The organism is Cryobacterium sp. TMT2-14 (genome assembly GCF_004402465.1).
In the GTDB taxonomy this organism is placed as follows: domain Bacteria; phylum Actinomycetota; class Actinomycetes; order Actinomycetales; family Microbacteriaceae; genus Cryobacterium; species Cryobacterium sandaracinum.
Genome location: NZ_SOFV01000001.1, coordinates 148,240 through 170,750, shown reverse-complemented (window position 1 = coordinate 170,750; position 22,511 = coordinate 148,240). Strand labels below are relative to the sequence as shown.

The 22,511-nt window shown below is 62.9% G+C and carries 20 protein-coding genes and 2 pseudogenes; 14 read left to right on the top strand and 8 right to left on the bottom strand.

The features are described from left to right. From E3O28_RS00860 to E3O28_RS00840, 6 genes are all read left to right on the top strand, one after another. A partial coding sequence (locus E3O28_RS00860) for an integrase core domain-containing protein (protein ID WP_166784690.1) occupies positions 1-135 on the top strand: 135 nt, incomplete at its 5' end. Positions 136-167: 32 nt separating this feature from the next. After that, on the top strand, positions 168-383 hold the full coding sequence (locus E3O28_RS00855; protein WP_104101798.1) for a DUF2945 domain-containing protein: 216 nt from the start codon (positions 168-170) through the stop codon (positions 381-383). Between the two features lie 49 nt (positions 384-432). After that, positions 433-567 (top strand): hypothetical protein, encoded by a 135-nt coding sequence (locus E3O28_RS17160; protein ID WP_255570364.1) that lies wholly within the window; start codon positions 433-435, stop codon positions 565-567. 13 nt (positions 568-580) lie between these two features. Then, entirely contained in the window at positions 581-892 is a 312-nt protein-coding gene (locus tag E3O28_RS00850) for a DDE-type integrase/transposase/recombinase (RefSeq protein WP_166784689.1), read from the top strand. 602 nt (positions 893-1,494) lie between these two features. Continuing rightward, entirely contained in the window at positions 1,495-2,133 is a 639-nt protein-coding gene (locus tag E3O28_RS00845) for a GPP34 family phosphoprotein (RefSeq protein WP_134415016.1), read from the top strand. A 226-nt stretch (positions 2,134-2,359) separates the two neighbouring features. After that, on the top strand, positions 2,360-2,815 hold the full coding sequence (locus E3O28_RS00840) for a MazG-like family protein (protein WP_134415015.1): 456 nt from the start codon (positions 2,360-2,362) through the stop codon (positions 2,813-2,815). 9 nt (positions 2,816-2,824) lie between these two features. Here E3O28_RS00840 and E3O28_RS00835 read toward each other — a convergent pair whose 3' ends face one another. After that, positions 2,825-3,178, bottom strand: coding sequence for a TetR/AcrR family transcriptional regulator C-terminal domain-containing protein (locus E3O28_RS00835; protein WP_255409037.1), 354 nt, complete (start codon positions 3,176-3,178; stop codon positions 2,825-2,827). 64 nt (positions 3,179-3,242) lie between these two features. Between E3O28_RS00835 and E3O28_RS00830 the strand changes: the two are divergent. Next, positions 3,243-3,597 (top strand): annotated as a pseudogene (locus E3O28_RS00830) (transposase); the annotation flags it as partial. A gap of 97 nt (positions 3,598-3,694) precedes the next feature. On the opposite strand, the pseudogene E3O28_RS00825 reads toward E3O28_RS00830, so the two are convergent. From E3O28_RS00825 to E3O28_RS00805, 5 genes and pseudogenes are all read right to left on the bottom strand, one after another. Next, positions 3,695-4,261, bottom strand: a pseudogene (locus E3O28_RS00825) (transposase domain-containing protein); the annotation flags it as partial. Positions 4,262-4,272: 11 nt separating this feature from the next. Beyond that, on the bottom strand, positions 4,273-5,451 hold the full coding sequence (locus E3O28_RS00820) for a family 1 glycosylhydrolase (protein WP_104101813.1): 1,179 nt from the start codon (positions 5,449-5,451) through the stop codon (positions 4,273-4,275). A gap of 11 nt (positions 5,452-5,462) precedes the next feature. Next, the gene (locus E3O28_RS00815) at positions 5,463-6,281 is read right to left on the bottom strand and encodes a carbohydrate ABC transporter permease (protein WP_104102212.1); all 819 of its coding nucleotides are present in this window, start codon (positions 6,279-6,281) and stop codon (positions 5,463-5,465) included. Positions 6,282-6,286: 5 nt separating this feature from the next. After that, positions 6,287-7,147 carry a sugar ABC transporter permease gene (locus E3O28_RS00810; RefSeq protein ID WP_233191454.1) on the bottom strand — a complete coding sequence of 287 codons (861 nt, stop codon included), beginning with the start codon at positions 7,145-7,147 and terminating at the stop codon, positions 6,287-6,289. 101 nt (positions 7,148-7,248) lie between these two features. Further along, complete coding sequence (locus E3O28_RS00805; protein WP_241972950.1) at positions 7,249-8,517, bottom strand: sugar ABC transporter substrate-binding protein; 1,269 nt, start codon at positions 8,515-8,517, stop codon at positions 7,249-7,251. A 131-nt stretch (positions 8,518-8,648) separates the two neighbouring features. Here E3O28_RS00805 and E3O28_RS00800 point away from each other — a divergent pair, with 131 nt between their 5' ends. Further along, positions 8,649-9,248, top strand: coding sequence for a TetR/AcrR family transcriptional regulator (locus E3O28_RS00800; RefSeq protein ID WP_104101824.1), 600 nt, complete (start codon positions 8,649-8,651; stop codon positions 9,246-9,248). Positions 9,249-9,595: 347 nt separating this feature from the next. Here the strand turns inward: E3O28_RS00800 and E3O28_RS00795 are convergent, their stop codons facing one another. Further along, positions 9,596-10,603, bottom strand: a complete 1,008-nt coding sequence (locus tag E3O28_RS00795) for a transposase (RefSeq protein WP_134415012.1) — start codon at positions 10,601-10,603, stop codon at positions 9,596-9,598. A 527-nt stretch (positions 10,604-11,130) separates the two neighbouring features. Here E3O28_RS00795 and E3O28_RS00785 point away from each other — a divergent pair. Continuing rightward, positions 11,131-12,936: a choice-of-anchor L domain-containing protein gene (locus E3O28_RS00785; protein ID WP_134415011.1), complete on the top strand. Its 1,806-nt coding sequence runs from the start codon at positions 11,131-11,133 to the stop codon at positions 12,934-12,936. Between the two features lie 649 nt (positions 12,937-13,585). Continuing rightward, a complete protein-coding gene (locus E3O28_RS00780; protein WP_104101831.1) occupies positions 13,586-14,341 on the top strand; it encodes a transposase in 756 nt (251 codons plus the stop codon). 50 nt (positions 14,342-14,391) lie between these two features. On the opposite strand, the gene E3O28_RS00775 is transcribed toward E3O28_RS00780, so the two are convergent. Continuing rightward, a complete protein-coding gene (locus tag E3O28_RS00775) occupies positions 14,392-15,240 on the bottom strand; it encodes an alpha/beta hydrolase (RefSeq protein WP_104101834.1) in 849 nt (282 codons plus the stop codon). Positions 15,241-15,710: 470 nt separating this feature from the next. On the opposite strand from E3O28_RS00775, the gene E3O28_RS00770 reads away from it, so the two are divergent. The 4 genes from E3O28_RS00770 to narI are packed head-to-tail and all read left to right on the top strand — an operon-like array spanning position 15,711 to position 22,508. After that, positions 15,711-19,388, top strand: coding sequence for a nitrate reductase subunit alpha (locus E3O28_RS00770; protein ID WP_241972952.1), 3,678 nt, complete (start codon positions 15,711-15,713; stop codon positions 19,386-19,388). After that, entirely contained in the window at positions 19,388-21,109 is a 1,722-nt protein-coding gene (narH, locus tag E3O28_RS00765; RefSeq protein WP_104101839.1) for a nitrate reductase subunit beta, read from the top strand. Before E3O28_RS00770 ends, narH begins: the two co-directional genes overlap by 1 nt. Further along, entirely contained in the window at positions 21,106-21,753 is a 648-nt protein-coding gene (gene narJ, locus E3O28_RS00760; protein WP_104171073.1) for a nitrate reductase molybdenum cofactor assembly chaperone, read from the top strand. Before narH ends, narJ begins: the two co-directional genes overlap by 4 nt. Further along, positions 21,753-22,508, top strand: a complete 756-nt coding sequence (gene narI, locus E3O28_RS00755; protein ID WP_104101842.1) for a respiratory nitrate reductase subunit gamma — start codon at positions 21,753-21,755, stop codon at positions 22,506-22,508. Before narJ ends, narI begins: the two co-directional genes overlap by 1 nt. Positions 22,509-22,511: the final 3 nt, after the last annotated feature.

Below are 22,511 nucleotides of genomic sequence, written 5' to 3'. Positions count from 1 at the left end.
TACAACTCAGACGCCGCCCGAGCAGCCACCTACCAAGACTGGATCCATAGCTACAATCACCACAGACCCCATACCGGCATCGGCGGCAAATCACCCATCGACCGTGCTCACAACGTCAGTGGGAACAACATCTAGCCCAGGTCCGTCTCCGTCCGTATGCTTCAAGGATGACAGACTTCAGCACAGGCGACCGGGTCAGTTGGGCGACGTCTCAGGGGCGAACTCAGGGGGAGGTAATCGAGAAGAAGACGAGCGATTTTGACTTCGCGGGCAAAACGTTCCACGCCTCGAAAGATGACCCTGCATTTATCGTGAAATCTGAGAAAACGGATGCCGAAGCCGCGCATAAGGCCGGTGCCCTTCGCAAGCTGTCGCCACGTTAGGGGCAACTCGGCGCGCGACCGTGGCCAGCACCATGCGCCGCCTGGGTTGGTGAGCATCAGCCCCAAACGCTGGCGCACCACCACGGTCAGCCAAACCGAGGACGCCTATCCGGTCGACGCCGTCAAACGGCAGTGGGATACCGGGGCTCTGAACCAGGTCTGGTGGGCGATATCACCCACCTGAGGACCTGGGAAGGGTGGCTGATTTAGCCACCGTGATCGACGCGCACTCGCGCCGCGTGATCGGCTGGGCCATCGCCGACCACATGCGAACCGACCTCATCCAGGACGCCCTGGTCATGGCCATGGCGCTCTGCGGTGAGCGGCCCGAGCAGGTGATCTTTCTTTCCGATTGCGGCACCAAATACGCGTCAGCGCAGATCACCGCGTTCGCTAAAGCGCACCGCATCACCCGGTCGATGGGCTATACCGGGGTCTGCTGGGATAACGCGATGGCGGAAAGTTTCTTCGCCACGCTCCAGACCGAGTTCTACCACCGACGCGTCTAGCCCAGCAACAACAAGGTATCCCGGGAAGTCGGCGCCTGGATCGAAGACCGCTACAACCGGCGCCGCCGGCACACATCCCTCGGCCAGATCAGCCCCATCGACTTCGAACTGCAATACTCAAACCAGAACGCGGTCTTCGCTAAAGCCGCGTAACCCCGTATCCACTAACCGTGGGCAAGGCCACAAGGCGCTCGCTCAGCGAACCGGACCGGCGATCCGCTCGTCGTGACAAAAACTCGACCGGCTCAGCCTGTCGCTGGAGAACCTCCTCGATCTATCGAACTCCCTCCAGGAGTTCGGAGACACGGGCCCCACGATCTACCGGCGCCGGGCCAAACCATGAGCCTCGGCCGTCCGCTGGAGAAAGAGTCAGCAGCTCATCGACCTTGAGCAGCGACATTCCCGCTGGGGACTCCTCCCCGATTCGGCAAATCGGGAGATCGACAAGATCGGCGACTTCGGACAGGCGACGGCGGGGGTCGTATCCGATGTCGCATCGGACGTCGGAAATGCCGTCTCTGATGGCGCCGAAGCAGTAGGCGACTTCGTCGAGGATGCGTGGCCATGGTGACCTTGCCCCGTCGGCCTGAAAGAATAGGACCATGACAGACGCCACCACGTCGATGCCGAGCATCGCCGAAGACATCCAGCTGATGCTCCAGCAGAGGCCGGGACAGCTCGAACCCGACCAGATCATGCCGGGCGCCGGCGCTTTGATCGAACTCGCGCTCGAAGGACGCATCCTGACAGACCCGAAGGCCGGATTTCTAACCGAGCCCGCTGACAACGCCCGCCTCGTGGTCGTCGACGACTCGCCGACCGGGTCCGCCATGTTGGATGACGCCCTTGCAGCGGTATCTGCTCGGCGACGACCCCCATTCGCCTACAAGGTGCTTCAGCCGGTGACTGTCGCCGTGGTGCCCCACCTCTATGTGGCACTCGTCGAGCGCGGGGTCGTACGCGAAACCGGCGGCTATCCGACCGGACGTGATCGACTCGAGATCGCTGACGAGTCTGTGTTCCTCGAGCGCAAGTCCGTTCTGGCGCGGGCGCGGACCCTGCCAGCAACGGTGTCGGATCCCCGAATCGGGGCGGTCATCGACCTGCTGCGCAACAACGGCACGTACCGTGGAGAGACGGGTCTGCTGTCGATCATCGCCGGGGACTGGTACCCGCCAGCGACGAGGGACGTCATCTCGTCGATACTTCGCGGCGTCCGCCATATGTCCACATCGCAATGAATGCGTGACCGTACGACTTTCCACGGGAGAGGATGAACATGACCGATACCGAAACGATGACCCCCACGTCTTCGTTACCCGCGACGCCGGCGTCCCCGAATGTGGATGACATCGGTTTCTGGGTGCACGAGCTGCAGTATCTGTTCAGCATCTCGCCGGGAGACAGCGCGGATCGGCAAGGGCTTCGGTGTTCTCGGTTCTCGGGGTCGGTGTGGGCGTTCTCAACATGGCTACCGGCGTCAACGGGATGTTGGACGGCGACGTCAGCTCAGACGACAGGTGGGCTCTCGCCGATGGTGTCGCGGGAACGATCACGAGCATCGGTTCGTTCGCCCTTCCGCCCGCGGGACAGGTATTTGCAGGTGTCGGCGCGGCCTATACCGCCGGACGCTGGGGTCGGATCGCGAAGGCCAATGAAGAGGGCGGCGACGTCATCAAAGCCATGATCGGGAGCATCGGCGCGAACCCACGGAAGGGCGCCACCCACACCCGCGCTGACATCCTCGACGAGCTGCTCATCGACGATGTGGCGGCCCTCGGTGCGTCCCAATATCCCGGCGGGTTCCAGTCTCTAGGACCATGCCCCATGTGGCCCCACGTCAATTCGCCCAGGCGACCATCCATACGGGTTTTGTCTAGCAGCCGGGAGACCAGTCCGACAGACCCCCGAACAAGTGTGTGAGTCGCAAAGCTAAGCGGCGGTATCGCTGTCGTAGGCGGTGAGAAATACACGCGTGGCCTCCGCTGCATGGGCCTTCATGGCGGTGGTAGTCGGGATGGCGTCGTCGCCCAGGAGCATGGCTTCGTTGACCGGCGCGGCGAGTACCAGCCAATTCAGGGTCGTGGCTGCTACTGCTGGGCTCGGTGCGCTCAGGAGTCCGCGCTGTACGAGCTTGGAGATGACGATGGCCAATGACTGGATCGATCGTTGCGGACCGTTTTCGAATAGGGCTCGGGCCAGTTCGGGGAAGCGGCTGACCTCTCCGATCACTAGGCGTCGTAGGCGGAGCAGCCTCGGTGTCATGACGATTCGCATCTCGTCCATGGCGTATTGCATGAAGTAGGGCGCGAGATCTGCTTCGTCGTCCGCGTCATCACCCCGGGGCATGCGGTACCCGGCAGCGGTGAAAACGTTCGAGGACGCGTGGGAACGCTTCACTCCGTTCCTCGCGCTTCCACCCGATTTGAGACGCGTGATTTACAGGACTAACAGCATTGAGTCGTTGAACTACCAGCTGCGGAAGGTGACGAAGAACCGCGGTAACTTCCCCAACGATGAGGCCGCGATCAAGATGCTCTGGCTGGCGATCTGCAACATCGAAGACAAACGCGCCCGCGACCGAGCCAAAGAACGAGGAGGCAACCGCACGACCAAACGCAAGGCCGAAGGCCGCCTCGTCGAAGGCCAAAATCACCACGAATTGGAAGCTCGCCCTCAACCAGCTCGCCCTGGCCCACCCAGACCCAGCAACCCACACCTCAACCAATTCCGAAACACTTACACAAACCACTTGGCAAGCTCTTCCGACGCCGTGCACGGGCCCATCACCGCGTCCAGACTGGCATGCGTTCCGCACTCAGCCAACGCCACCAACCGTGCCTGCGGGAAAGCAGATTGCTCCCCGCGACTGACGGGTGGGCGACCAAAGAACTCAGCATTCACCACGCTGTCCGCCAGATCCAGAATCGTCGCGTCGATGGACATCAAACGCCATCCAGCCAATCATGACCCCGGCGTGTCAGGACCTGCCGGCGGCTGTGCGACACGGGCAAACAGGTCCCGAACCGGTTCAAACCCCAGCCGCTGACGCGCCTGAAAGATGGCGGACTTCGACGGCGGCGCATACGCCTCGGACCAACCAGACGACCACGACAGCCCATCCGTGAGCTGAGCAAACACGTCCTCGTAGGACTCTTCGGCATACAAGCCCATCCCGATTAAAAAATACGTCATCACCCGCGCCGACAACGACCGGTTTCGCTGCACAGTCCGCCCCGCGGCCTGGACCACCTCGTCGATGACATCAGCCGGGAACACCCGGGTCAACAAACTAACCGACAAAACATCCGGCAACCGACGGTCGGAGACCGGCTTCACCCACCCTGTACGCGCATAACCACAACGCAACACGAGAACGCTTAACTGAACGGTGTTGAGGTTGAGAGCCGCCCGGCCCGGGCGACCTCTCCGAGCCACGCCAGGCTTGGCTTGGGGTGGCGCTCGAACGTCTCGGCGTCCCAGCCGATGAGCCCGAAGGTGGGCGCGTAGCTGCCCCACTCGTAATTGTCGAGCGCGCTCCAGTGCAGGTAGCCGCGCACGTCGATGCCGTCCGCGATGGCACTCAGAATCCCCTCGAGCGCTCCCGTCGTGTAGTCGATGCGGCGCGCGTCGTCGGCGGTCGCGATGCCGTTCTCCGTCACGTAGATCGGTACGCCACCGTTGCGCTGCCAGGAGCGGCGGATGCCGAATTCGATCGCTCCGGGGTAGTACTCCCAACCGGTGAGGGTGCGCTCCGCAGCAGCCGGAATCGCGATCGGCCCGTTCGCGCCGATTTTCGTGCGTGTATAGGCCTGGATGCCGATCCAGTCGTCACCGCGCGCTGCGTCCATGAAGACGTCTTCGCGCGAGTATCCGTAGTCGTCGGCCGCCTGCTCGGCGCCCGGCTCGGGCTGGTAGGCCTGCGTCGCGACCGACCACCCGGCGCGTTTGCCGGCGCCGCGCAGGATGTTGACCGCGCGCGTGTGTCCGGCGATGAGGTTCTCGGTGACGACGGGGTCGCCGGCCCGGAGGCCGACGTGCGGGAACGCCTCGCGCGAGTTCGCCATGATGGCGACCATGTTCGGCTCGTTGATCGTGCAGACGAGGTCGACGTCGGAGAGGATCGGCAGAGCCGACTCGACGAAACGCGCGAACCGGTCGACGACCGCGGGGTTGCGCCAGTCGCCGTCCCGCGCGAGCCACGCGGGGTTGGTGAAGTGGTGCAGTGTGACCATGGGCGTGAGTCCGAGGCCGAGCGCCGTGTCGATCATCCGGCGGTAGTGGTCGAGCTGCGCCCGGGAGACGAAGCCTTCCTCTGGCTCGATCCTGGCCCACTCGATGCCGAACCGGTAGCTCGTGAGCCCGGCCTCGGCGAGCAGGCGCATGTCCTCCGGGTAGCGGTGGTAGCTGTCCGCGGCATCGCCACTCGGCGACTCGACCGGATGCGGGCTCGGCAGCTGCCCGTGCTCGCGCAGCCACCAGTCGCTGGAAGTGTTGTTGCCCTCGACCTGGTGCGGCGCAGTGGCGGCACCCCACAGAAATCCGTTGGGAAAAGTCATTGTGTTCCTTACTATTTGATCCCGGTCAGGGCGATGCCCTGAACGAAGTAGCGCTGCAGGGCGATGAAGATTGCGAGCACGGGCACTACGACCACGACGGCGCCCGCCATCATCAGGCCGTACTGCGAGGCGTTCTGGCCGACCGAATAGAGCGCGAGGGCGACCGGAAGCGTGTACTTGTCCTCGCTCGTGGCGACAACGAGCGGCCAGAGGAAGTTGTTCCAGCTGCCCAGGAAGGTCAGGATCGCAAGGGTTGCGACGGCCGGTCCGCACAGCGGCATGATCACCCGGAGGAAGATCCGCCACTCACTGGCACCGTCGATCCTGGCGGCCTCGATAATGTCGTCGGGAAGGCTCAGGATGAACTGCCGCATCAGGAACACGCCGAGCGGCGTGATCAGGAACGGCAGGATGAGGCCGGGGTACGAGTTCACGAGGCCGAGGTTCGAGGTGAGCACGAACAGCGGCACGAAGGTCACGACGCCCGGCACCATGAGCGTGCCGAGCACAAGACCGAACAGCACCTTCTTGCCGGCGAACTCAAGCTTCGCGAGCGCGTAGCCCAGCATTGACGAGAACACGATGTTGCCAAGCGTCACGAAGACCGCGACGACAACGCTGTTGGTGAAGTAGGTCGTGAAGTCGAGCCGCCCGAAGAGCTGCACGTAGTTCTCGAGCGTCGGGTTCTCCGGGAAGAAGTTCAGTGGGGCGCTGCGGATCTCGGCGTTCGTCTTGAACGAGCCGAGTAGCATCCAGATAAACGGGAAAATCATCGCGACGAATCCCGTGACGAGCACGATGTAGAGCCACCATCTCGGTTTGCGTCTCATCATGGTCAGTCCTTCTGTCGGAGGAATCGGAACTGCACGAGCGACAGGACAACGATGCCGAGGAACAGCACGTAACTGGCTGCGGAGGCATAGGAGTAGTTGCCGAATCCGAACTGGTTGAACGTGTACATCGCGGTCGAGAGGGTCGCGTCGAGCGGCCCGCCGCGGGTCATCACGAAGGGCTCCTCAAAGAACTGCAGGAACCCGATGCCGGTGATGACCGCCGCGAACAGCAGGGTCGGTCGCAGGGCAGGCACGACGACGTTGAAGAATCGCTGAACCGGACCGGCGCCGTCCATCATGGCTGCCTCGAGCTGCTCCTGCCCCACGCCCTGGAGCCCGGCGAGGAAGATCACCATGAGGGTTCCGATGTTGCGCCAGATCGCCATGGCAATGAGCGATGGGAGGGCGAACGTGGTGTCTTCGAGCCAGTTGGGGCCGGAGACTCCGAAGATCGAGAGAAACCCGTTGAGCAACCCGTCCGGCTGGAGGATGAACTTCCAGACGATCGCGATCGCCACGATGCTCGTGACGACGGGGGCGTAGTAGCCCACGCGGAACACGGTGCGGAACTTGTTGATGCCGTTGTTGAGGGCGAGGGCCACGAGCAGGGCGAGAACGATCGTGAGCGGGACGCCCACAATCACAAAGACCGCGGTGTTGGAGAGGGCCTTGAGAAACCGGGGGTCCTGAAAGAGGTTTAGGTAGTTCTCGAGGCCGATGAAGTTCACGTTGAACGGCGATCGAAGGTCGCGGGTCGTGAGGTCGGTGAAGCTCATCACGAAGGACGCGAAGATCGGGCCGGCCATGAAGACCACGAACAGGATCATGAAAGGGGCGGCAAAGCCCCACGCGATCCAGGTCATCTTGCGCCGACCGGGCGAGCGTCGAAGCGCCGTCGGCGCAGGCGGCGCGGGCGGACGCGGTGAGGGCGCCCGCCCGGTCTCTGGTGCGAAGACGGCCATGGCTAGTTGCCGGTGCCGATCGTGTCCGCCTGCTGCTGGATCGTCTTGAGGGCGGCGTCGACGGTCTGGTCACCGCGCGTGACCTTCTCGAGCTCCTGGTCAATGACGGCAGACACCTGGGCCCAGGTCGGGATCGCGGGCGGCGCCTTCGAGTCGGCGAGCTGCGCGGCGAACACGCTCAGGTAGGGGTCGTCGGTGAAGATCGGATCCTCGAACGCGGCCTGCACCGAGGGGAGGTCGGTGGAGATGTCGTACCACTCGAGCTGCGTCTCGGGCTGGCTGAGCCAGCGCACGAACTTCCACGACGCGTCACGGTTCTCGCTGTCGCCGAAGACGGTGAGGTTGCCGCCTCCCGTGAAGCTCGTGCGGGTGTCGGCTCCGGGAACCTGGGCGACGGCGAACTTGTCGGCGAAGTCCGGGCCGCCCTGCTCACGGAGCAGTCCGACGTGGAACGGGCCGCTGAAGAACGAGCCGACCGATCCGTCGATGAACTTCTGTTCGATCTCGCCGCCCTCGAGGCGAACCGCCTCGGAGGCGCCCTCGTCGAAGAAGCTCTTGTAGAACTCGAACGCCTCGGCCCACTCTGGGGTGTCGAACGTGAACTCGGTGCCATCCTCGTTCAGGATATCGCCGCCGGCCTGCCAGGCGAGAGGGGCAACGTACTGCCAGGAGTCGAATCCGCCGGGCGGAAGGGAGACGCCCGACGTGGCGCCGCCGCCCTTGAGCGCCAGGGCAAAGGCCTTGTACTCGTCCCACGTGGTGGGCGCCTCGACGCCGGCGGCCTCGGCGAGGTCGGTGCGATAGTAGAGAACACGCGAGTCGACGTACCACGGCACACCGTAGGCGACGTCGTCGACGACCGCGGTGCTCCAAGAGCCCTCGAAGAAGGATGCCTCGTCGACGAGGCCTTCCGGGGTGGGCTCGAGAGCACCGGTTGCAGCGAACTCGCCGACCCAGGTCGTGCCGAGCATCGAGATGTCCGGGGTCTCGCCGCCGGCGATCGACGTGGCGATGCGGTCGTGCGCGGAATCCCACGGCACCGCAGTGACGTTGATCGTGACATCCGGATTCTCGTCCTCGAACTTGGTCGCGAGCTGGTCGAGTACTTCGCCCTCGTTGCCCATCGCCCAGAACGTGACTTCGCCCGTTGCCGGCTTGTCGTCGATTGCGGCGCCGCTCGTGGCGGTACTCCCGCCTTCGGCACGGCCACAGCCGGTCAGGGCGATAACCCCCACCAGGCCCATTGCCGCGATTGATCCCCATCGATTCATGTCGTGCCTCCATTGGTTCGACTCCTGCCGTATGGCAGAGTTGCGACTGCTCGTAACGGCCGCAGAGGGGTGAAGCCCCTCGTTGAGTTTCGACCCTAGCCCAAAAACCTTACATACGATAGGTTTCTTCTATGACGGACACTCAGGACCGCAAGCGCGGCAGCTACCCCAAGGGCCAAGCCCGACGTCAGGAAATCCTGGATGCCGCGCTTCTCGTGTTCGGTAAGAGCGGCTTCCACAGCGGCTCACTGCGTGAGATCGCCAAGCGCGTCCAGCTGACCCCCGCGGGGGTGCTGCACCACTTCGCCTCGAAGGAAGACCTGTTCACGGAGGTGTTGAGACAGCGCGACGAGCGCGTGCGCGCTGCCGTCGGCGATGTTAGCGAGATCACACTTCTCGAGCAGATGCGCAAGGTCGTCGCCTACAACCAGACCACGCGCGGGCTGACATCGCTATACACGGTCATCTCCGCCGAGGCCACGGACTATGAGTATCCGGTGCACGAGTACTTCGTCGAACGGTACGCGGCGACGGCCGCCGACACCGAGCGCGTGCTCTCCGAGGCACAGCGCGACGGCCTCGTGCGCACCGACCTCGACGTGCGGCATGCCTCGCGTCTCATCACTGCCGTGATGGACGGGCTCCAGCAGCAGTGGCTTCTCGACGGGAGCGTCGACATGCCCGCCGCATTCGATGAGTTCCTGCGCGGCTACCTGTTGCCGCCGTCCTGACCGCCTTTGACCCCGGCGAATGATGTTGATTGCACGAAATGGCGGTCGATATCGTCTGTTGGGTGGGACTTTGCCGGCGCAATCGTCAGGGACTGTGGCTGTGCTTTTGTCCTTGTGCCGATCGAAAACGGGGCCACGAGCGCACTGACGGCGCAAGCCGGGGTCGCTGCCCCCGTCAGGGCGGATCCGCCGGGTTTTTGGGTTGCTGGGCGGGCTGTCAGGGCGTTGTGCGCGGCCAAGCGGACCTTGGCTTGCAGGGTGTGTAGCTTCATCAGGTTGTGGCAGTCAGCGATCAAGTCCCACTCGTGGGCTGCCTGTTCCAACCCGCGCAGCAGTACAAATTTTCCTTACCGGGTGTGGAGCTGCCCGAATAGGGGCTCAACGATCGCTTTGCGCCGTGTGTAAACGGCGCGGCCCTTCTTCGTCTTCAATTTCCGGCCCATCCGCTCCCGCAACGTCGCATTGGCGGGGATCCATCCGCGGGGAACCTCCGGAAAACGTTCACCGTGCTTGACCCGGCCGGTCGCGATGAAAAACTCGGTCCGGCCGCCGCTGGCCGCCTCGACGGTCTTGGCGTAGTCCAGATTCGCTGCTAAGCAATACCCCGCATCTGCGAGGATCTGCTGGCGCAGGACACCTACCGTGGCATGGAGTTTCTCGATCAGTGGAACGACCTGTTCCACATCCACAGCAATATCCGTCAGCGTCGTCGCGACGATGACTTGATGTTCCCCGTCCACGATGGCTTGTGCGTTGTAGGCATAGTGAAAGGACCCGTCGACGGTCTTCATGATCCGTGCGTCCGGGCCGGTGAAGTTGCGTTGAGCCTTCGGAGCGACGACCGCGTTCTTCGCCGCCGCCTCACCCTTCTGCAGGGCAGTGTCGTCATCGTCGTCCTCCTCCCGAGCTTTCTTCTCCGCGTCTTGCCGTGCCCGAGCGGCCGCGTCGGCCTCCAACGCGGCGCGCGTTTCCGCCAGTTTCACCAGACGCGACTCCCGCCTGGCGAGCTCGGGCGGCAGTTCGTCGCCGCGTTTATCCTTCCCGAACCGGGCATCCTCAGCCCCATCGATCGCGTCCGCGTCGGCCAGGAGGGCGGAGACGTCGTCGGCGAGGACTTTCTGCTTCTCTGTCACCAGGGCGTAACTCATGGCCTTGCGTCTGGACGCGTTCGCGCGCACTTTCGTGCCGTCCAACGCGACCTGCCCGAGCGACACCATCCCGGCCGCACGGCACAGTTCCAACGAGTGCAAGAACACGTTGTCCAGGCCGGAGAGGTGCCGTTTCCTAAACCGGGCGATCAAACGAAAATCTGGTGCCTGCTGCGCGGCCAAACACCGAAACGCGACCACGTCCACGAAGACCCGTTACAACTCCCGCGACGATCGAACCCCGACGCGATACCCGTAGAGCAGGACAAGCACCATCAACCTGGGGTCATACGGCGGCTGCCCCTTCGACTTCGCATACGACGCAAGCCGGCTCGAACGCCCGAAACCTCTTGTTCACTCCAGCACCAGCCTCAACACCGTCATCAACGACCGGATCAACGTGCTCAAGTTCAGCCGCAGGAAACAGACCTCCTAAATCGCTCATAAGCAATTTTCCCAGACCAACACGCCAAGCCCGGCAAATCAACCGGCGTTTTAAACTTTGCCGTTACTGACCCACGCTCCTAGCCATGGTTGGGAGGTAGGCCTAATTTACGGAAGGTCACCTCCCCAAAAGGGAGCCGAAACTAGCTCCCGAAAAAGGGAGATGACCCCCTGCCACGGGCGAAGGAGCACTGCCTCGAGAACGCCCGCGGCAACAACCGAGACGAGGGAGCACGATCGTGAAATCAAGGCTAATTTCAGGCGCGGTAGCGATTGCGCTCGCGGCATCGATGTTGGTCCTGGGAACGGGACCAGCCAACGCCGCCACCACCACTGCGAACCTCACCGGCCCACAGACCCCGCTCGAACTGGCGCAGGCGCTGGCGGGCGAGGGCGTGTCCGTCAGCAACGTCACCTACACCGGAGACGAACGGGCGGCGGGGACCTTCGCCGAGACCGATCCCACCGTCTTCGGCTTCGACTCGGGTGTCATCCTGTCGTCGGGCGAGGTGGCATCCATCGTCGGCCCGAACGACGCAGACGGCACCACCACCACCTTCGGGGGCGCGGGAGACACTGACCTCACGACGCTGGCCGGATTCCAGACATTCGACGCCTCGGTGCTGACCTTCGACTTCGTCCCCAACGCGGCGACGGTGTACGTGAGTTACGTCTTCGCCTCTGAGGAGTACAACGAGTTCTCGAACAGTTCGTTCAACGACACCTTCGCCTTTTTCGTCAACGGCCAGAACTGCGCGACGGTGGATGACGTCCCGGTGTCGATCAACACAATCAATGGCGGCAAACCGCTGGGCACCGACCCAGTACGCCCACAGCTGTACCGGAACAACGATCTGAGCGATGGAACGCCAACGATAGACACGCAGGCCGACGGACTCACCGTTGGACTGGTATGCGAGTCTGCCGTCAACAACGGCGAGACCAACACAATGAAGCTGGCCATCGCGGACGGAAGCGACACTATCCTCGACAGCTGGGTCGTGCTCAGCGCCAGCGGGATCACCACCACGAAGCCGGAGATCTGCAACGACTCGGTCGACAACGACGGAGATGGGCTCGTTGACGGTGCCGACCCTGACTGCGTGGTCTCCGGGCCAGCGGCGGCAAACACCGCCTACACCGGGTCCACGACAGTCCAGTACTCCGACCCAATCGGACTGTCCGGCGTCTTGACCGACACAACGGCCGATCCCGATGCCGCCGTGAGCGGCAAGGACCTGACGTTCACCCTGGGGACGCAGTCGACCGCGGGCTCAACCGGCGCCGCCGGAACGGCCAGCGGTTCGATCGCCGTGTCGCAGCCCCCCGGGGCGTACCAGGTGACAACCTCGTTCGCAGGCGATGCAGGATTTGCAGCCTCGTCCGACACCGACTCCGTGACGGTGGCGAAGGAGGACTCCACCTTGGCCTACAACGGCGAGACGTTGATTGCCACGATGGCCAGCACGACGTTGTCCGCCACTCTGGGTGAGCTTGACTCGACTCTCGGTGACCTGTCGAACAAGACGGTCGTCTTTACCGTGACCGACTCGAACATGGTGACGCAGACGTTCTCCGCGACGACCAACGCCAGCGGAGTGGCCAGCATCACCGTGCCGCTCGCCTCGGGCGTGTACGCGGTCAAGGCCGAGTTCGCTGGCAACGACTACTACCTGGGATCTGCGACTGCTGCCGACACGCTGGTCACCGTCCAGGCCGCCGGGGCCAAGGTGACCGGTGGCGGTTGGACATCCATCTCGACGGGCCGTACGTCATTCGGGTTCAACGTGATCCCCGAAGCCACCGGCTTCAAGGGACAGTTCCAGTTGCGCGCCAAGGCCGACAAGGCCAAGTTCCACGGCAACACCGCGATCAGCCTGGTCGTCTCAGGGAACACGGCGACGTGGACCGGCGGCGGGAAGTGGAACGGCATCGCGGGCTACACCTTCCAGGTGTCGGTCGTGGACAACGGGGCCTCAGGGGGGAAGAAGGGCGACACGATCAAGGTCGTGATCAAGAACCCCTCCGGTACCGTGGTCTTCACCACGGGTTCGACGCCGGTGGCCCTCAGGGGCGGCAACATCACCATCCACTGAACCGAGGAGTTGTGCGGCCAGCTGGGTGCTGGCCGCACAACCTCTGCGCGGGTGACGGCAATGGCTCTGACTGCGGGCTCAGCGCGGCCAGCGACGCGGAACATGGGCGGTTCTGCGCCGACACCGTCTGACCGAAGCGTAGAGACGACCAACGCCACCGCGGTGACCTATACGGGAAGCGCGCGCAGCGCCACAGGGGTGGCGCAATAATCGCTGTCCAATCGTGGCGGGCGCCTGCCGCGGGATCCTCGGCACAACGCGTGTCCAATCTGGTCGTCGGGCTTGGTGACCGCGAGGGATGCTGCGGTTGCATAGTTGGGTGCAGATGACCCGGCACGGGTACGCCTTGTCCGCGCGGACCCGGTCTGGGCATCCTTGGAAGGCAACACGGAAACCTTCAGTTCGGCGAGCAGTCGGGGTAGCGCGGGGGAGTCCCCGGACTCGGCAACGGGGTCAGCGACAAGCCTTAGGAGCGTGGGCCAGTCGTAGCAGTGTTTAAAACGCCGGTCGCGTTCCCGGGCTTTGGTATGGGGTTTGGAAAACTACTTGTGAGCGATTCGGATGGTCTGTTTCCCGGGACGAAGCTTGAGCATGTTGACCTGGTCGTGGATGACGGTGTTGAGGCTGGCGCTAATGTGAATAAACGGTTTTGAGTGTTCGAGCCGGCGGCGGTGATGTTGGTGCCACATCGCTGGTTGAGTGGTTGCCGCAGAATCACCTCTCTCCCTTCATCGCGGATATCGTCGAAACCCAGCTCGACCTGACGAAGGTTTACGCGTCGTATGCAAAGGCGAAGGGACAGCCGCCGTATGACCCCCGGCTGATGGTGCGTGTCCTGCTCTACGGGTATTGCGTCGGGATCCGGTCATCGCGGGAGCTGGCACGGGTCCGCGTGGATATGGTCGCGTTTCGCTGGTTGGCCGCGCAGCAGGCCCCAGATTTTCGTTCCATTGCCCAGTTCCGGAAACGCCACCTCTCCAGCTTGGGGAACGTGTTCTTGCAGGCGTTGGAACTCGGCCGCACTGCCGGGATGGTGTCGCTCGGGCAGGTCGCGTTGGACGGCACGAAGGTGTGCGCGAACGCGTCCCTGCGCAAGGCGATGAGTCACGGTCGGTTGACAGAGAAGCAGAAGGTCCTCGCCGCTGAAGTCTCCGCGCTGCTGGCTGACGCGGACGCGATCGGCGTTGCCGAGAATGCGCGGTTCGGGAAAGACAAACGCGGCGATGAGTTGCCGCCGGAGCTCGCGCGGCGGGAGTCCCGCCTGGTGAAACTTGCCGAGGCGCGCGCTGCATTGGAGGCCGACGCGGCCGCTCTGGCTCGGAAGGACGCGGATAAGAAAGCCCGGGACAAGACTTTAGTGTCGGGCTATTCATGCATGGCTACGACCTATCACAAGGCGAAATAATCCTGCTTAAAGGGTACGTAACCCCGTCGGCGAGGTCCTTACGCGGTTGGCTATTTCGCGAGGAATGCGAGTACGTGCTGGTTCCATTCGTCCTTGTGCGAAACGGTGACCCCGTGCGGGGCGTCTGTGATCACGACGAGTTTGCTGCCGGCAATGGCCTCGTGAGTACGTTTGCCACTCACCTCGAATGGCACGATGGTGTCGGAGTCACCGTGGATGACCAGAGTCGGCACCGTGATTTTCGTAAGGTCGTCGCGGAAGTCGGTAGTGGAGAATGCGGTTACGCAGTCGAGCGTCCCCTTCGGCGATGCCAGTTGAGCGATGTCGAGATTATAGGCAATCTGCTCGGAGCTAACCTTTGGAGTGTTGACCGGGGACGGCTTGCCGGCGGTGAAGAACATCTGCAAAAATTCGTGCAGGAACGCCGGCCGGTCTCCGGTCAAGCCGTCGTGGAACCATTGAGCCAAATCGGCGTCGACGCCCCCGTCAGGGTTGTCATCCGATTTCCAGAGGTAAGGCGGCACGGCGCTGGCGAAGACGAGCTTGGCGATGCGGGCGGTGCCATAGGTACTGACGTATCGAGCGAGCTCTCCACCGCCCATCGAGAATCCGACGAGGGTGACCTCCCGCAGATCGAGGGTATCGATCACGGCCTTCAGGTCGGCGGCGAACGTGTTGTAGTCGTACCCATCCCAAGGCTGTGACGACTGGCCGAACCCGCGACGGTCAAAAGTGATGACCCGGTAGCCGGCCTCGACCAGTGCGGGTACCTGCCCCTCCCAGGACCTACTACTCAGGGGCCAACCGTGGATCAGTACGACGGGCTTACCGGCTCCGACGTCTTCGTAGTGCAGTTCGACGTCGGGACCGTTGTGATCCGGGGCGGTGATGAAGGGCATGGTCTCTCCTCTTAATCGGGGCGGTTCGTTGGAGGCAATCGAAATGTGCAATAGAGACAATAGGGGTTCGCTGGGAGAACGCTGAGCTGATGAGCACAGAGGCAAACCGTGTCACCATCACCGCTCCGCGGAAGGGGCAGCTTAAAACCGTCGGACGCCGAAACGAATTGCCTGGCGAGCCGCAGCCCTCCACGCACGGCGCACTTCCTTGCGGACGCTGCTGAAGTACGTCTTCTCAACCGACGTCAGTGCGAACACTTAGCTCTACTATCCATGGCGTCCTGGATTAAGAAGTGAGGTGTTTTTGAGAAACCCGGTTCAACCCTGTTTCCCAGGATGACAGTCTCGTGTTAGGTGTTGATCATCCGCGTTCACGGGCACCACTAGCGGACTGCAAGGGCGATATATAGAATCTCCCCATGGCAGCTGCTCCAGTGCCTGCCGGTTTGGACGGAAAAGCGTCGGACACCATGTTGGCGCTAGGCCGTTTTTTCACTCGGTGGGACCAAACAGATGATGGGCGCGCAGTGTTCCGTGAAGGCGGGCGCAAGGGCGATGTGTTCTACCGCGACCGGTGGAGCCATGACAAGGTGGTGCGTTCCACCCACGGGGTGAACTGCACGGGGTCGTGTTCGTGGAAGGTTTACGTTCGGGACGGCATTATCACTTGGGAGTCGCAGCAGACGGATTACCCGTCGGTGGGCCCCGACAGTCCGGAGTACGAGCCGCGGGGGTGCCCCCGTGGTGCGGCGTTCAGTTGGTACACCTACTCACCCACGCGGGTGCGGTATCCGTACGCCCGTGGAGTTCTCGTCGAAATGTACCGTGAGGCGAAGGTTCGTCTCCAGGACCCCGTGCTCGCTTGGGCCGACGTTGTGGACGACCCTGAACGACGTCGTTGCTACCAGCAAGCGCGAGGGAAGGGCGGGCTCGTCCGGATTCCGTGGCAGGAGGCGATCGAAATCGCCGCCGCCGCCCACGTCCACACGATCAAGAAGTACGGTCCGGATCGGTGTTCCGGGTTCTCCCCGATCCCGGCCATGTCTATGGTGTCGCACGCGGCGGGTAACCGGTTCATCCAGCTCATCGGCGGGGTGATGACGTCTTTTTACGACTGGTATGCCGACCTTCCCGTGGCCTCTCCGCAGGTGTTCGGCGACCAGACAGACGTGCCTGAATCAGGTGACTGGTGGGATTCCACCTATCTGATGATGTGGGGATCAAACGTTCCCGTGACGCGCACGCCTGACGCGCACTTTATGGCGGAGGTGCGGTATCGCGGCACAAAGGTGGTCGCGATCAGCCCCGACTATGCCGACAATACGAAGTTCGCCGACGAGTGGCTGCCCGCCCAGGCCGGCACTGACGCGGCGCTTGCGATGGCGATGGGGCACGTGATGCTCAAGGAATTCTTCGTCGACCGGCAGGTGCCCTATTTCAGCGGCTATGTGCGCCGCTACACAGATCTGCCCTTCCTTGTCCGGCTCGAGGAGCACGCTGGCGGTGGGCTGGTGCCCACGAAATTTTTGATGGCGGCTGACTTGCCCGACAAGGCGCATATTCCGGATGCTGCGTTTAAAACGGTCTTGCTTGACTCAGCCACTGGCGCTCCCGTGGTGCCCAATGGTTCCATCGGCTACCGGTACGGTGAAGCGGGTAAGGGCAAGTGGAACCTCGACCTCGAGGGTGTCGACCCGGCGTTGAGCCTTCTCGACGAGTCCGTCTCAGGCCAGCCCCCGGAGACCGCTGAGATCCGGATGCCCTGCTTCGAGGCACCCTCCGGGGAGGGGTCGATCGTGACTCGCGGCGTTCCCGTCCGGCGAGTGGCCGGGCACCTGGTAACCACGGTGTTCGACCTGATGCTCGCTCAATACGGGGTTGGGCGTCCAGGACTGCCGGGCGACTGGGCGACCGACTACGACGACGCGTCGACGCCGTACACGCCGGCCTGGCAGGAGGAGATCACGAGCGTGCCGGCCGCCGCGTGCATCCGGGTGGCGCGAGAATTTGCCCGCAACGCTGAGGAATCGAAGGGGCGGTCCATGATCATTATGGGGGCCGGTATCTGCCAGTGGTTCCACGGTGACGCCACCTACCGTGCGGTTCTCTCGCTCGTGATGCTCACCGGATGTATGGGGCGAAACGGCGGCGGATGGGCGCATTACGTCGGCCAAGAGAAAACCCGTCCGATCACGGGATGGATTTCTCTCGCTAACGCTCTGGACTGGAGTCGACCGCCGCGCACCATGATCGGTACCGGGTATTGGTACATGCACACCGACCAATGGCGCTCAGATGGGTACTCGGCCGACTCGCTCAAGTCCCCTCTCGCTGATGGGCACTTCGACGGTATGCACACCGCGGACACGATCGCGCAGTCGAACAGGCTCGGTTGGATGCCGTTCTACCCTCAGTTCGACCGCAACCCGCTTGACCTCGCCGATGAGGCGCAAGCGGCGGTGGATGCGGGGGAGGCGCCCGACGCCCCCACCTGGATCGCCGATGCCCTCAAAAGCAGGCGGCTGACCCCCGCCATCGACGATATCGACGCTCCCGAAAATTGGCCGCGCACCCTGGTGCTCTGGCGCTCCAACCTTTTCGGCTCATCTGCCAAGGGCAACGAGTACTTTTTGCGCAACCTTCTCGGCACTCACAACAACGTGATGGGTGCCGACCACATGAACGCTGCCCGACCGCGTGATGTGAAATGGCACGACGAGGCTCCGGAAGGAAAACTGGACCTGCTCGTCTCAGCTGATTTCCGGATGACGTCAACCACACTGTTGTCGGACATCGTCTTTCCGGCTGCAACTTGGTACGAAAAACACGACCTTTCCTCTACCGACATGCACCCCTTCGTGCACGCCTTCAGCCCCGCAATCGACCCACCGTGGGAGGCGAAAACCGACTTTGACACGTTTCGACTGCTCGCCGAGGAGTTTTCCCGGCAGGCGGTGACGCACCTCGGCACCCGACGGGACCTGGTCAGTGTGCCGCTGCAACACGATACGCCGGGGGAGATAGCGCAGCCGGGTGGAGTGGTGCGCGACTGGCGGAACACCGATATACCGGCGGTCCCCGGTCAGAATATGCCTGTCTTCTCGATCGTCGAACGGGACTACACCGCTATCGCGGAGAAGCTAGCCACGGTTGGACCCCTCGCGGAGGAACGCGGTTTCACCGTGAAGAACATCACCTATCGGATGGGGCACGAGATCGAGCGGCTCGCCCGAAGCAACGGGGTGATGCTCGGTGGTGCGGGGAACGGCCGCCCGGCCATCGATACCGATGCGAAGTTCGCCCAGGCCATCCTGAGCTTTTCCGGCACCACCAATGGCGAACTGGCCGTGCAGGGGTTTCGCGAACTGGAAGAGCAGACCGGCATGAAGCTCGTCGACCTTGCCGAGGGATCCGAAGAGAAGCGGGTGACCTTTGCGCAGACGCAAGCGGGGCCCGTCCCTGTCATCACTTCGCCTGAGTGGTCCGGGTCGGAGACTGGTGGGCGTCGGTATTCCCCGTTCACGATCAACGTCGAGCGGCTGAAACCCTGGCACACCCTCACCGGCCGGATGCACTTCTTCCTCGACCACGACTGGATGCGCGACCTCGGGGAGGCCCTCCCGATTTACCGACCACCGCTGGATATGCAGCGCCTGTTTGGCGAACCTCGGTTTGGCCCGAACGGAACAACCGAGATCACAGTGCGCTATCTGACTCCGCACTCGAAGTGGTCGATCCACTCAGAATATCAGGACAACCTTTTTATGCTGTCTCTATCGAGGGGAGGACCGACGGCTTGGATTAGCCCCATGGATGCGGCGGCCATCTCGGTCTCTGACAATGACTGGATCGAGTGTGTCAACTTCAACGGCGTGTACGTGTGCCGCGCCGTGGTCAGCCATCGGATGCCCGCGGGAGTCGTTTACGTTTACCACGCGCAAGAGCGCACAATCGATGTACCCAAGTCGGAGGCGACGGGCCGCCGGGGCGGAATTCACAACTCGCCCACCCGCCTGCTCGTCAAACCCACCCACCTAATTGGCGGGTATGCGCAGCTGTCGTACGCCTTCAACTATCTGGGCCCAACCGGGAACCAGCGTGACATGGTCACCACAATCCGAAAGCGTTCCCAGGAGGTGCGGTACTGATGCGCGTGATGGCTCAAATGGGCATGGTGATGAACCTCGACAAATGCATCGGGTGCCACACCTGCTCGGTGACCTGCAAACAGGCGTGGACGAATCGCGCCGGAACCGAATATGTCTGGTTCAACAACGTGGAAACCCGGCCGGGGCAGGGGTACCCGCGTCGCTACGAGGACCAGGAACAGTGGAAGGGCGGTTGGCAGCTAAACAAGAAGGGCCGACTTGTGCTGAAGGGGGGCGGACGCCTGAAGAAGCTTTTCGGAATCTTCGCAAGCCCCGTGCAGCCCGAGTTGAAGGATTATTACGAGCCCTGGACCTATGACTATAAAACACTGATCGACGCACCGCTGGGAGACGACTTCCCAGTGGCCCGCCCGAAATCCTTGATCACGGGCGAGGACACCAAAATCAGTTGGTCGGCGAACTGGGACGACGACCTCGGCGGCGCCCCTGAGATGGGTCACCTTGACCCCATCGTGGAGAAGGTGCGGAGGGAGTCGGAGGACAAGATTAAGTTCGCCTTTGAACAAACTTTTATGTTCTACCTTCCGCGGATCTGTGAGCACTGCCTCAACCCTTCCTGCATGGCATCGTGTCCATCCGGTGCCATCTACAAGCGCGTGGAAGACGGCATTGTGCTCGTCGATCAGGACAAGTGCCGCGGCTGGCGCCAGTGCATCACCGGCTGCCCGTACAAGAAGATCTACTTCAACCACAAAACCGGCAAAGCCGAGAAGTGCACCTTCTGTTATCCGCGGGTGGAAATTGGCCTCCCCACAGTCTGCTCCGAAACGTGTGTCGGGCGCCTCCGCTATCTCGGCTTGTTCCTCTATGACGCCGACCGCGTCACCGACGCCGCAGCGGTGACGGATGTCACCGACCTGTACGAATCGCAGATGGACGTGCTCCTCGACCCGAACGACCCCGAAGTGGCCGCTGCCGCCCTCGACCAAGGCATTCCCAGCGATTGGCTGGACGCCGCACGGAAATCGCCCGTGTACGCTCTCGCGAAGGTGTACAAGGTGGCGTTACCGCTGCACCCGGAGTATCGCACGATGCCCATGGTCTGGTACGTGCCCCCGCTGTCTCCCATTGTCGATCTCCTGAGCGAACAGGGCCACGATGCCGAAGACAACGGCAACCTCTTTGGCGCCATCGACGCGCTGCGCATTCCCGTCGAGTACCTCGCCGAACTTTTTACCGCTGGCGACACCGACAAGATCACCGAGGTTTTGCGCAAACTCGCGGCGATGCGCGCCTACATGCGCGGCATCACGATGGGACAAAAACCTGACCCGTCGATCCCCGCGGCTGTGGGGATGACGCCAGGCAACATGTATGAAATGTACAGGCTGATGGCGATCGCAAAGTACGACGAGCGCTACGTTATCCCCAAGGCGCACGTCGAGCAGGCGCATGACCTGGAGGAGATGGGCTGCTCGGTCGATTTCGAGGGCGGGCCGGGCATGTACGAAGACTCGCCGTTCGGGGAGGCGAGTGGTCGACCGACGCCCGTCGCCGTGGAGAACTTCTACGCGCTCAAAGATCGGCAGACTTCCGACACTCCCGCCGGCGAGCAGTCGCTCCGGGGCCGCGTAAACCTCCTCAACTGGGACGGCAACGGAAGCCCCGTGGGTTCTTTCTCCGAGAAACGCGACCAGCCGCGCGCTGCACCGCCGTCACCGGCTGATTTGCGCCCACCGACGGATGGCGGTGCGCTGTGAGGCGTGACCGGGCTGCAGCTCATAGCCTGGCGCAGCGGGTCTTCTACCAGGCTGCCTCGTGGTGCCTGTCGTATCCGGACGCTCAACTCGTGGGAAGGTGCGAGTTGATGCGGTCCGCACTGGCCGAACAGGGCCCGGCAGCACCTGATCTCACCGCGGTCATCGCGTACCTTGAGAACACCGCGATCGGCACCCTCCAGCGCTCCTACGTTGAGACGTTCGACCTCAGTAAGCATCATCCGCTCTATCTGTCCTATTGGACGGATGGCGACACCCGGCGCAGGGGCGACGTGCTGGCTGCGTTCAAGCAGGTGTACCGGGGGAGCGACTATCTGACCAATACGCACGGTGAGTTGCCCGACTTCTTGCCGCTGGTGCTCGAGTTCGCGGCTGTGGCCAGCCCAGTAGCAGGCCGGGACCTGCTCATCCAGTACCGGCCCAGCGTCGAAATGCTCCGGCTTTCACTCACGGAGCACGGGTCGCCGTACGCCACCGTGATGGACGGCATTTGCGCCACACTTCCAGGCCCCTCGCCCGCCGACCGGCAGGCCGTGCAAGCCATGGCCGGCGTCGGCCCCCCCGCCGAAAGTGTCGGACTTGAACCGTACGACCCGCGCCTGCTTCCTTTGAACGCGAGCTCGTGATGTGGGACGTGCTGCTCTGGGGAATTCTCCCCTATGTGATGGTGGCGATCCTGATCAGTGGAACTATCTGGCGCTACCGTTACGACCAATTCGGTTGGACCACCCGCTCGTCCCAGCTCTACGAATCCCGGCTCCTGCGCATTGGATCGCCAATATTTCATTTCGGGTTCCTCGCCGTCATCGCCGGGCATTTCTTCGGCCTGGTGATCCCGATGTCCTGGACACTCTTTTTCGGGATGAGCCAGGACTTCTATCACCTCAACGCTCTGCTGGTCGGCGGCGTTGCGGGGGTCTGCACTCTCGGTGGCATTGTGATCCTGATCTATCGGCGCCGCAAAACCGGGCCGGTCTTCATGGCCACGACCACCAACGACAAGATGATGTACATCGTGTTGACCGCCGCGATCGTCCTGGGGCTCTGGACCACCCTCGCTAGCGTTTTCAGCGGCGAGCATGGCCACAACTACCGTGAAACCGTGTCGCCCTGGTTTCGTTCGCTTTTCATTCTGCAACCAGATATCGCGGCCATGGCCGCAGCTCCGTTCTCCTTCCACATTCACACCCTCGTGGGCATGATTTTGTTCGTCGTGTGGCCCTTCACCCGGCTGGTGCACGCCTTCACCGCACCTCTGCACTACCTGTTCCGGCCCTACATCGTCTACCGGTCCAGAGATCAAGAGCCCGGGCAGATTCGGCCGGTGCGCCGCGGGTGGGCGCCCATCGGAACCCAGGATCGCACCCGGGACAAACGCTGATCG

Excerpts from the sequence above, each read along its gene's own strand:
- E3O28_RS00855 (WP_104101798.1), top strand. The coding sequence starts at position 168 with ATGACAGACTTCAGCACAGGCGACCGGGTCAGTTGGGCGACGTCTCAG.
- E3O28_RS00845 (WP_134415016.1), top strand. The coding sequence starts at position 1,495 with ATGACAGACGCCACCACGTCGATGCCGAGCATCGCCGAAGACATCCAG.
- E3O28_RS00840 (WP_134415015.1), top strand. The coding sequence starts at position 2,360 with ATGGCTACCGGCGTCAACGGGATGTTGGACGGCGACGTCAGCTCAGAC.
- E3O28_RS00835 (WP_255409037.1), bottom strand. The coding sequence starts at position 3,178 with ATGGACGAGATGCGAATCGTCATGACACCGAGGCTGCTCCGCCTACGA.
- E3O28_RS00820 (WP_104101813.1), bottom strand. The coding sequence starts at position 5,451 with ATGACTTTTCCCAACGGATTTCTGTGGGGTGCCGCCACTGCGCCGCAC.
- E3O28_RS00815 (WP_104102212.1), bottom strand. The coding sequence starts at position 6,281 with ATGAGACGCAAACCGAGATGGTGGCTCTACATCGTGCTCGTCACGGGA.
- E3O28_RS00810 (WP_233191454.1), bottom strand. The coding sequence starts at position 7,147 with ATGACCTGGATCGCGTGGGGCTTTGCCGCCCCTTTCATGATCCTGTTC.
- E3O28_RS00805 (WP_241972950.1), bottom strand. The coding sequence starts at position 8,517 with ATGAATCGATGGGGATCAATCGCGGCAATGGGCCTGGTGGGGGTTATC.
- E3O28_RS00800 (WP_104101824.1), top strand. The coding sequence starts at position 8,649 with ATGACGGACACTCAGGACCGCAAGCGCGGCAGCTACCCCAAGGGCCAA.
- E3O28_RS00785 (WP_134415011.1), top strand. The coding sequence starts at position 11,131 with ATGTTGGTCCTGGGAACGGGACCAGCCAACGCCGCCACCACCACTGCG.
- E3O28_RS00775 (WP_104101834.1), bottom strand. The coding sequence starts at position 15,240 with ATGCCCTTCATCACCGCCCCGGATCACAACGGTCCCGACGTCGAACTG.
- E3O28_RS00770 (WP_241972952.1), top strand. The coding sequence starts at position 15,711 with ATGTTGGCGCTAGGCCGTTTTTTCACTCGGTGGGACCAAACAGATGAT.
- narH (WP_104101839.1), top strand. The coding sequence starts at position 19,388 with ATGCGCGTGATGGCTCAAATGGGCATGGTGATGAACCTCGACAAATGC.
- narI (WP_104101842.1), top strand. The coding sequence starts at position 21,753 with ATGTGGGACGTGCTGCTCTGGGGAATTCTCCCCTATGTGATGGTGGCG.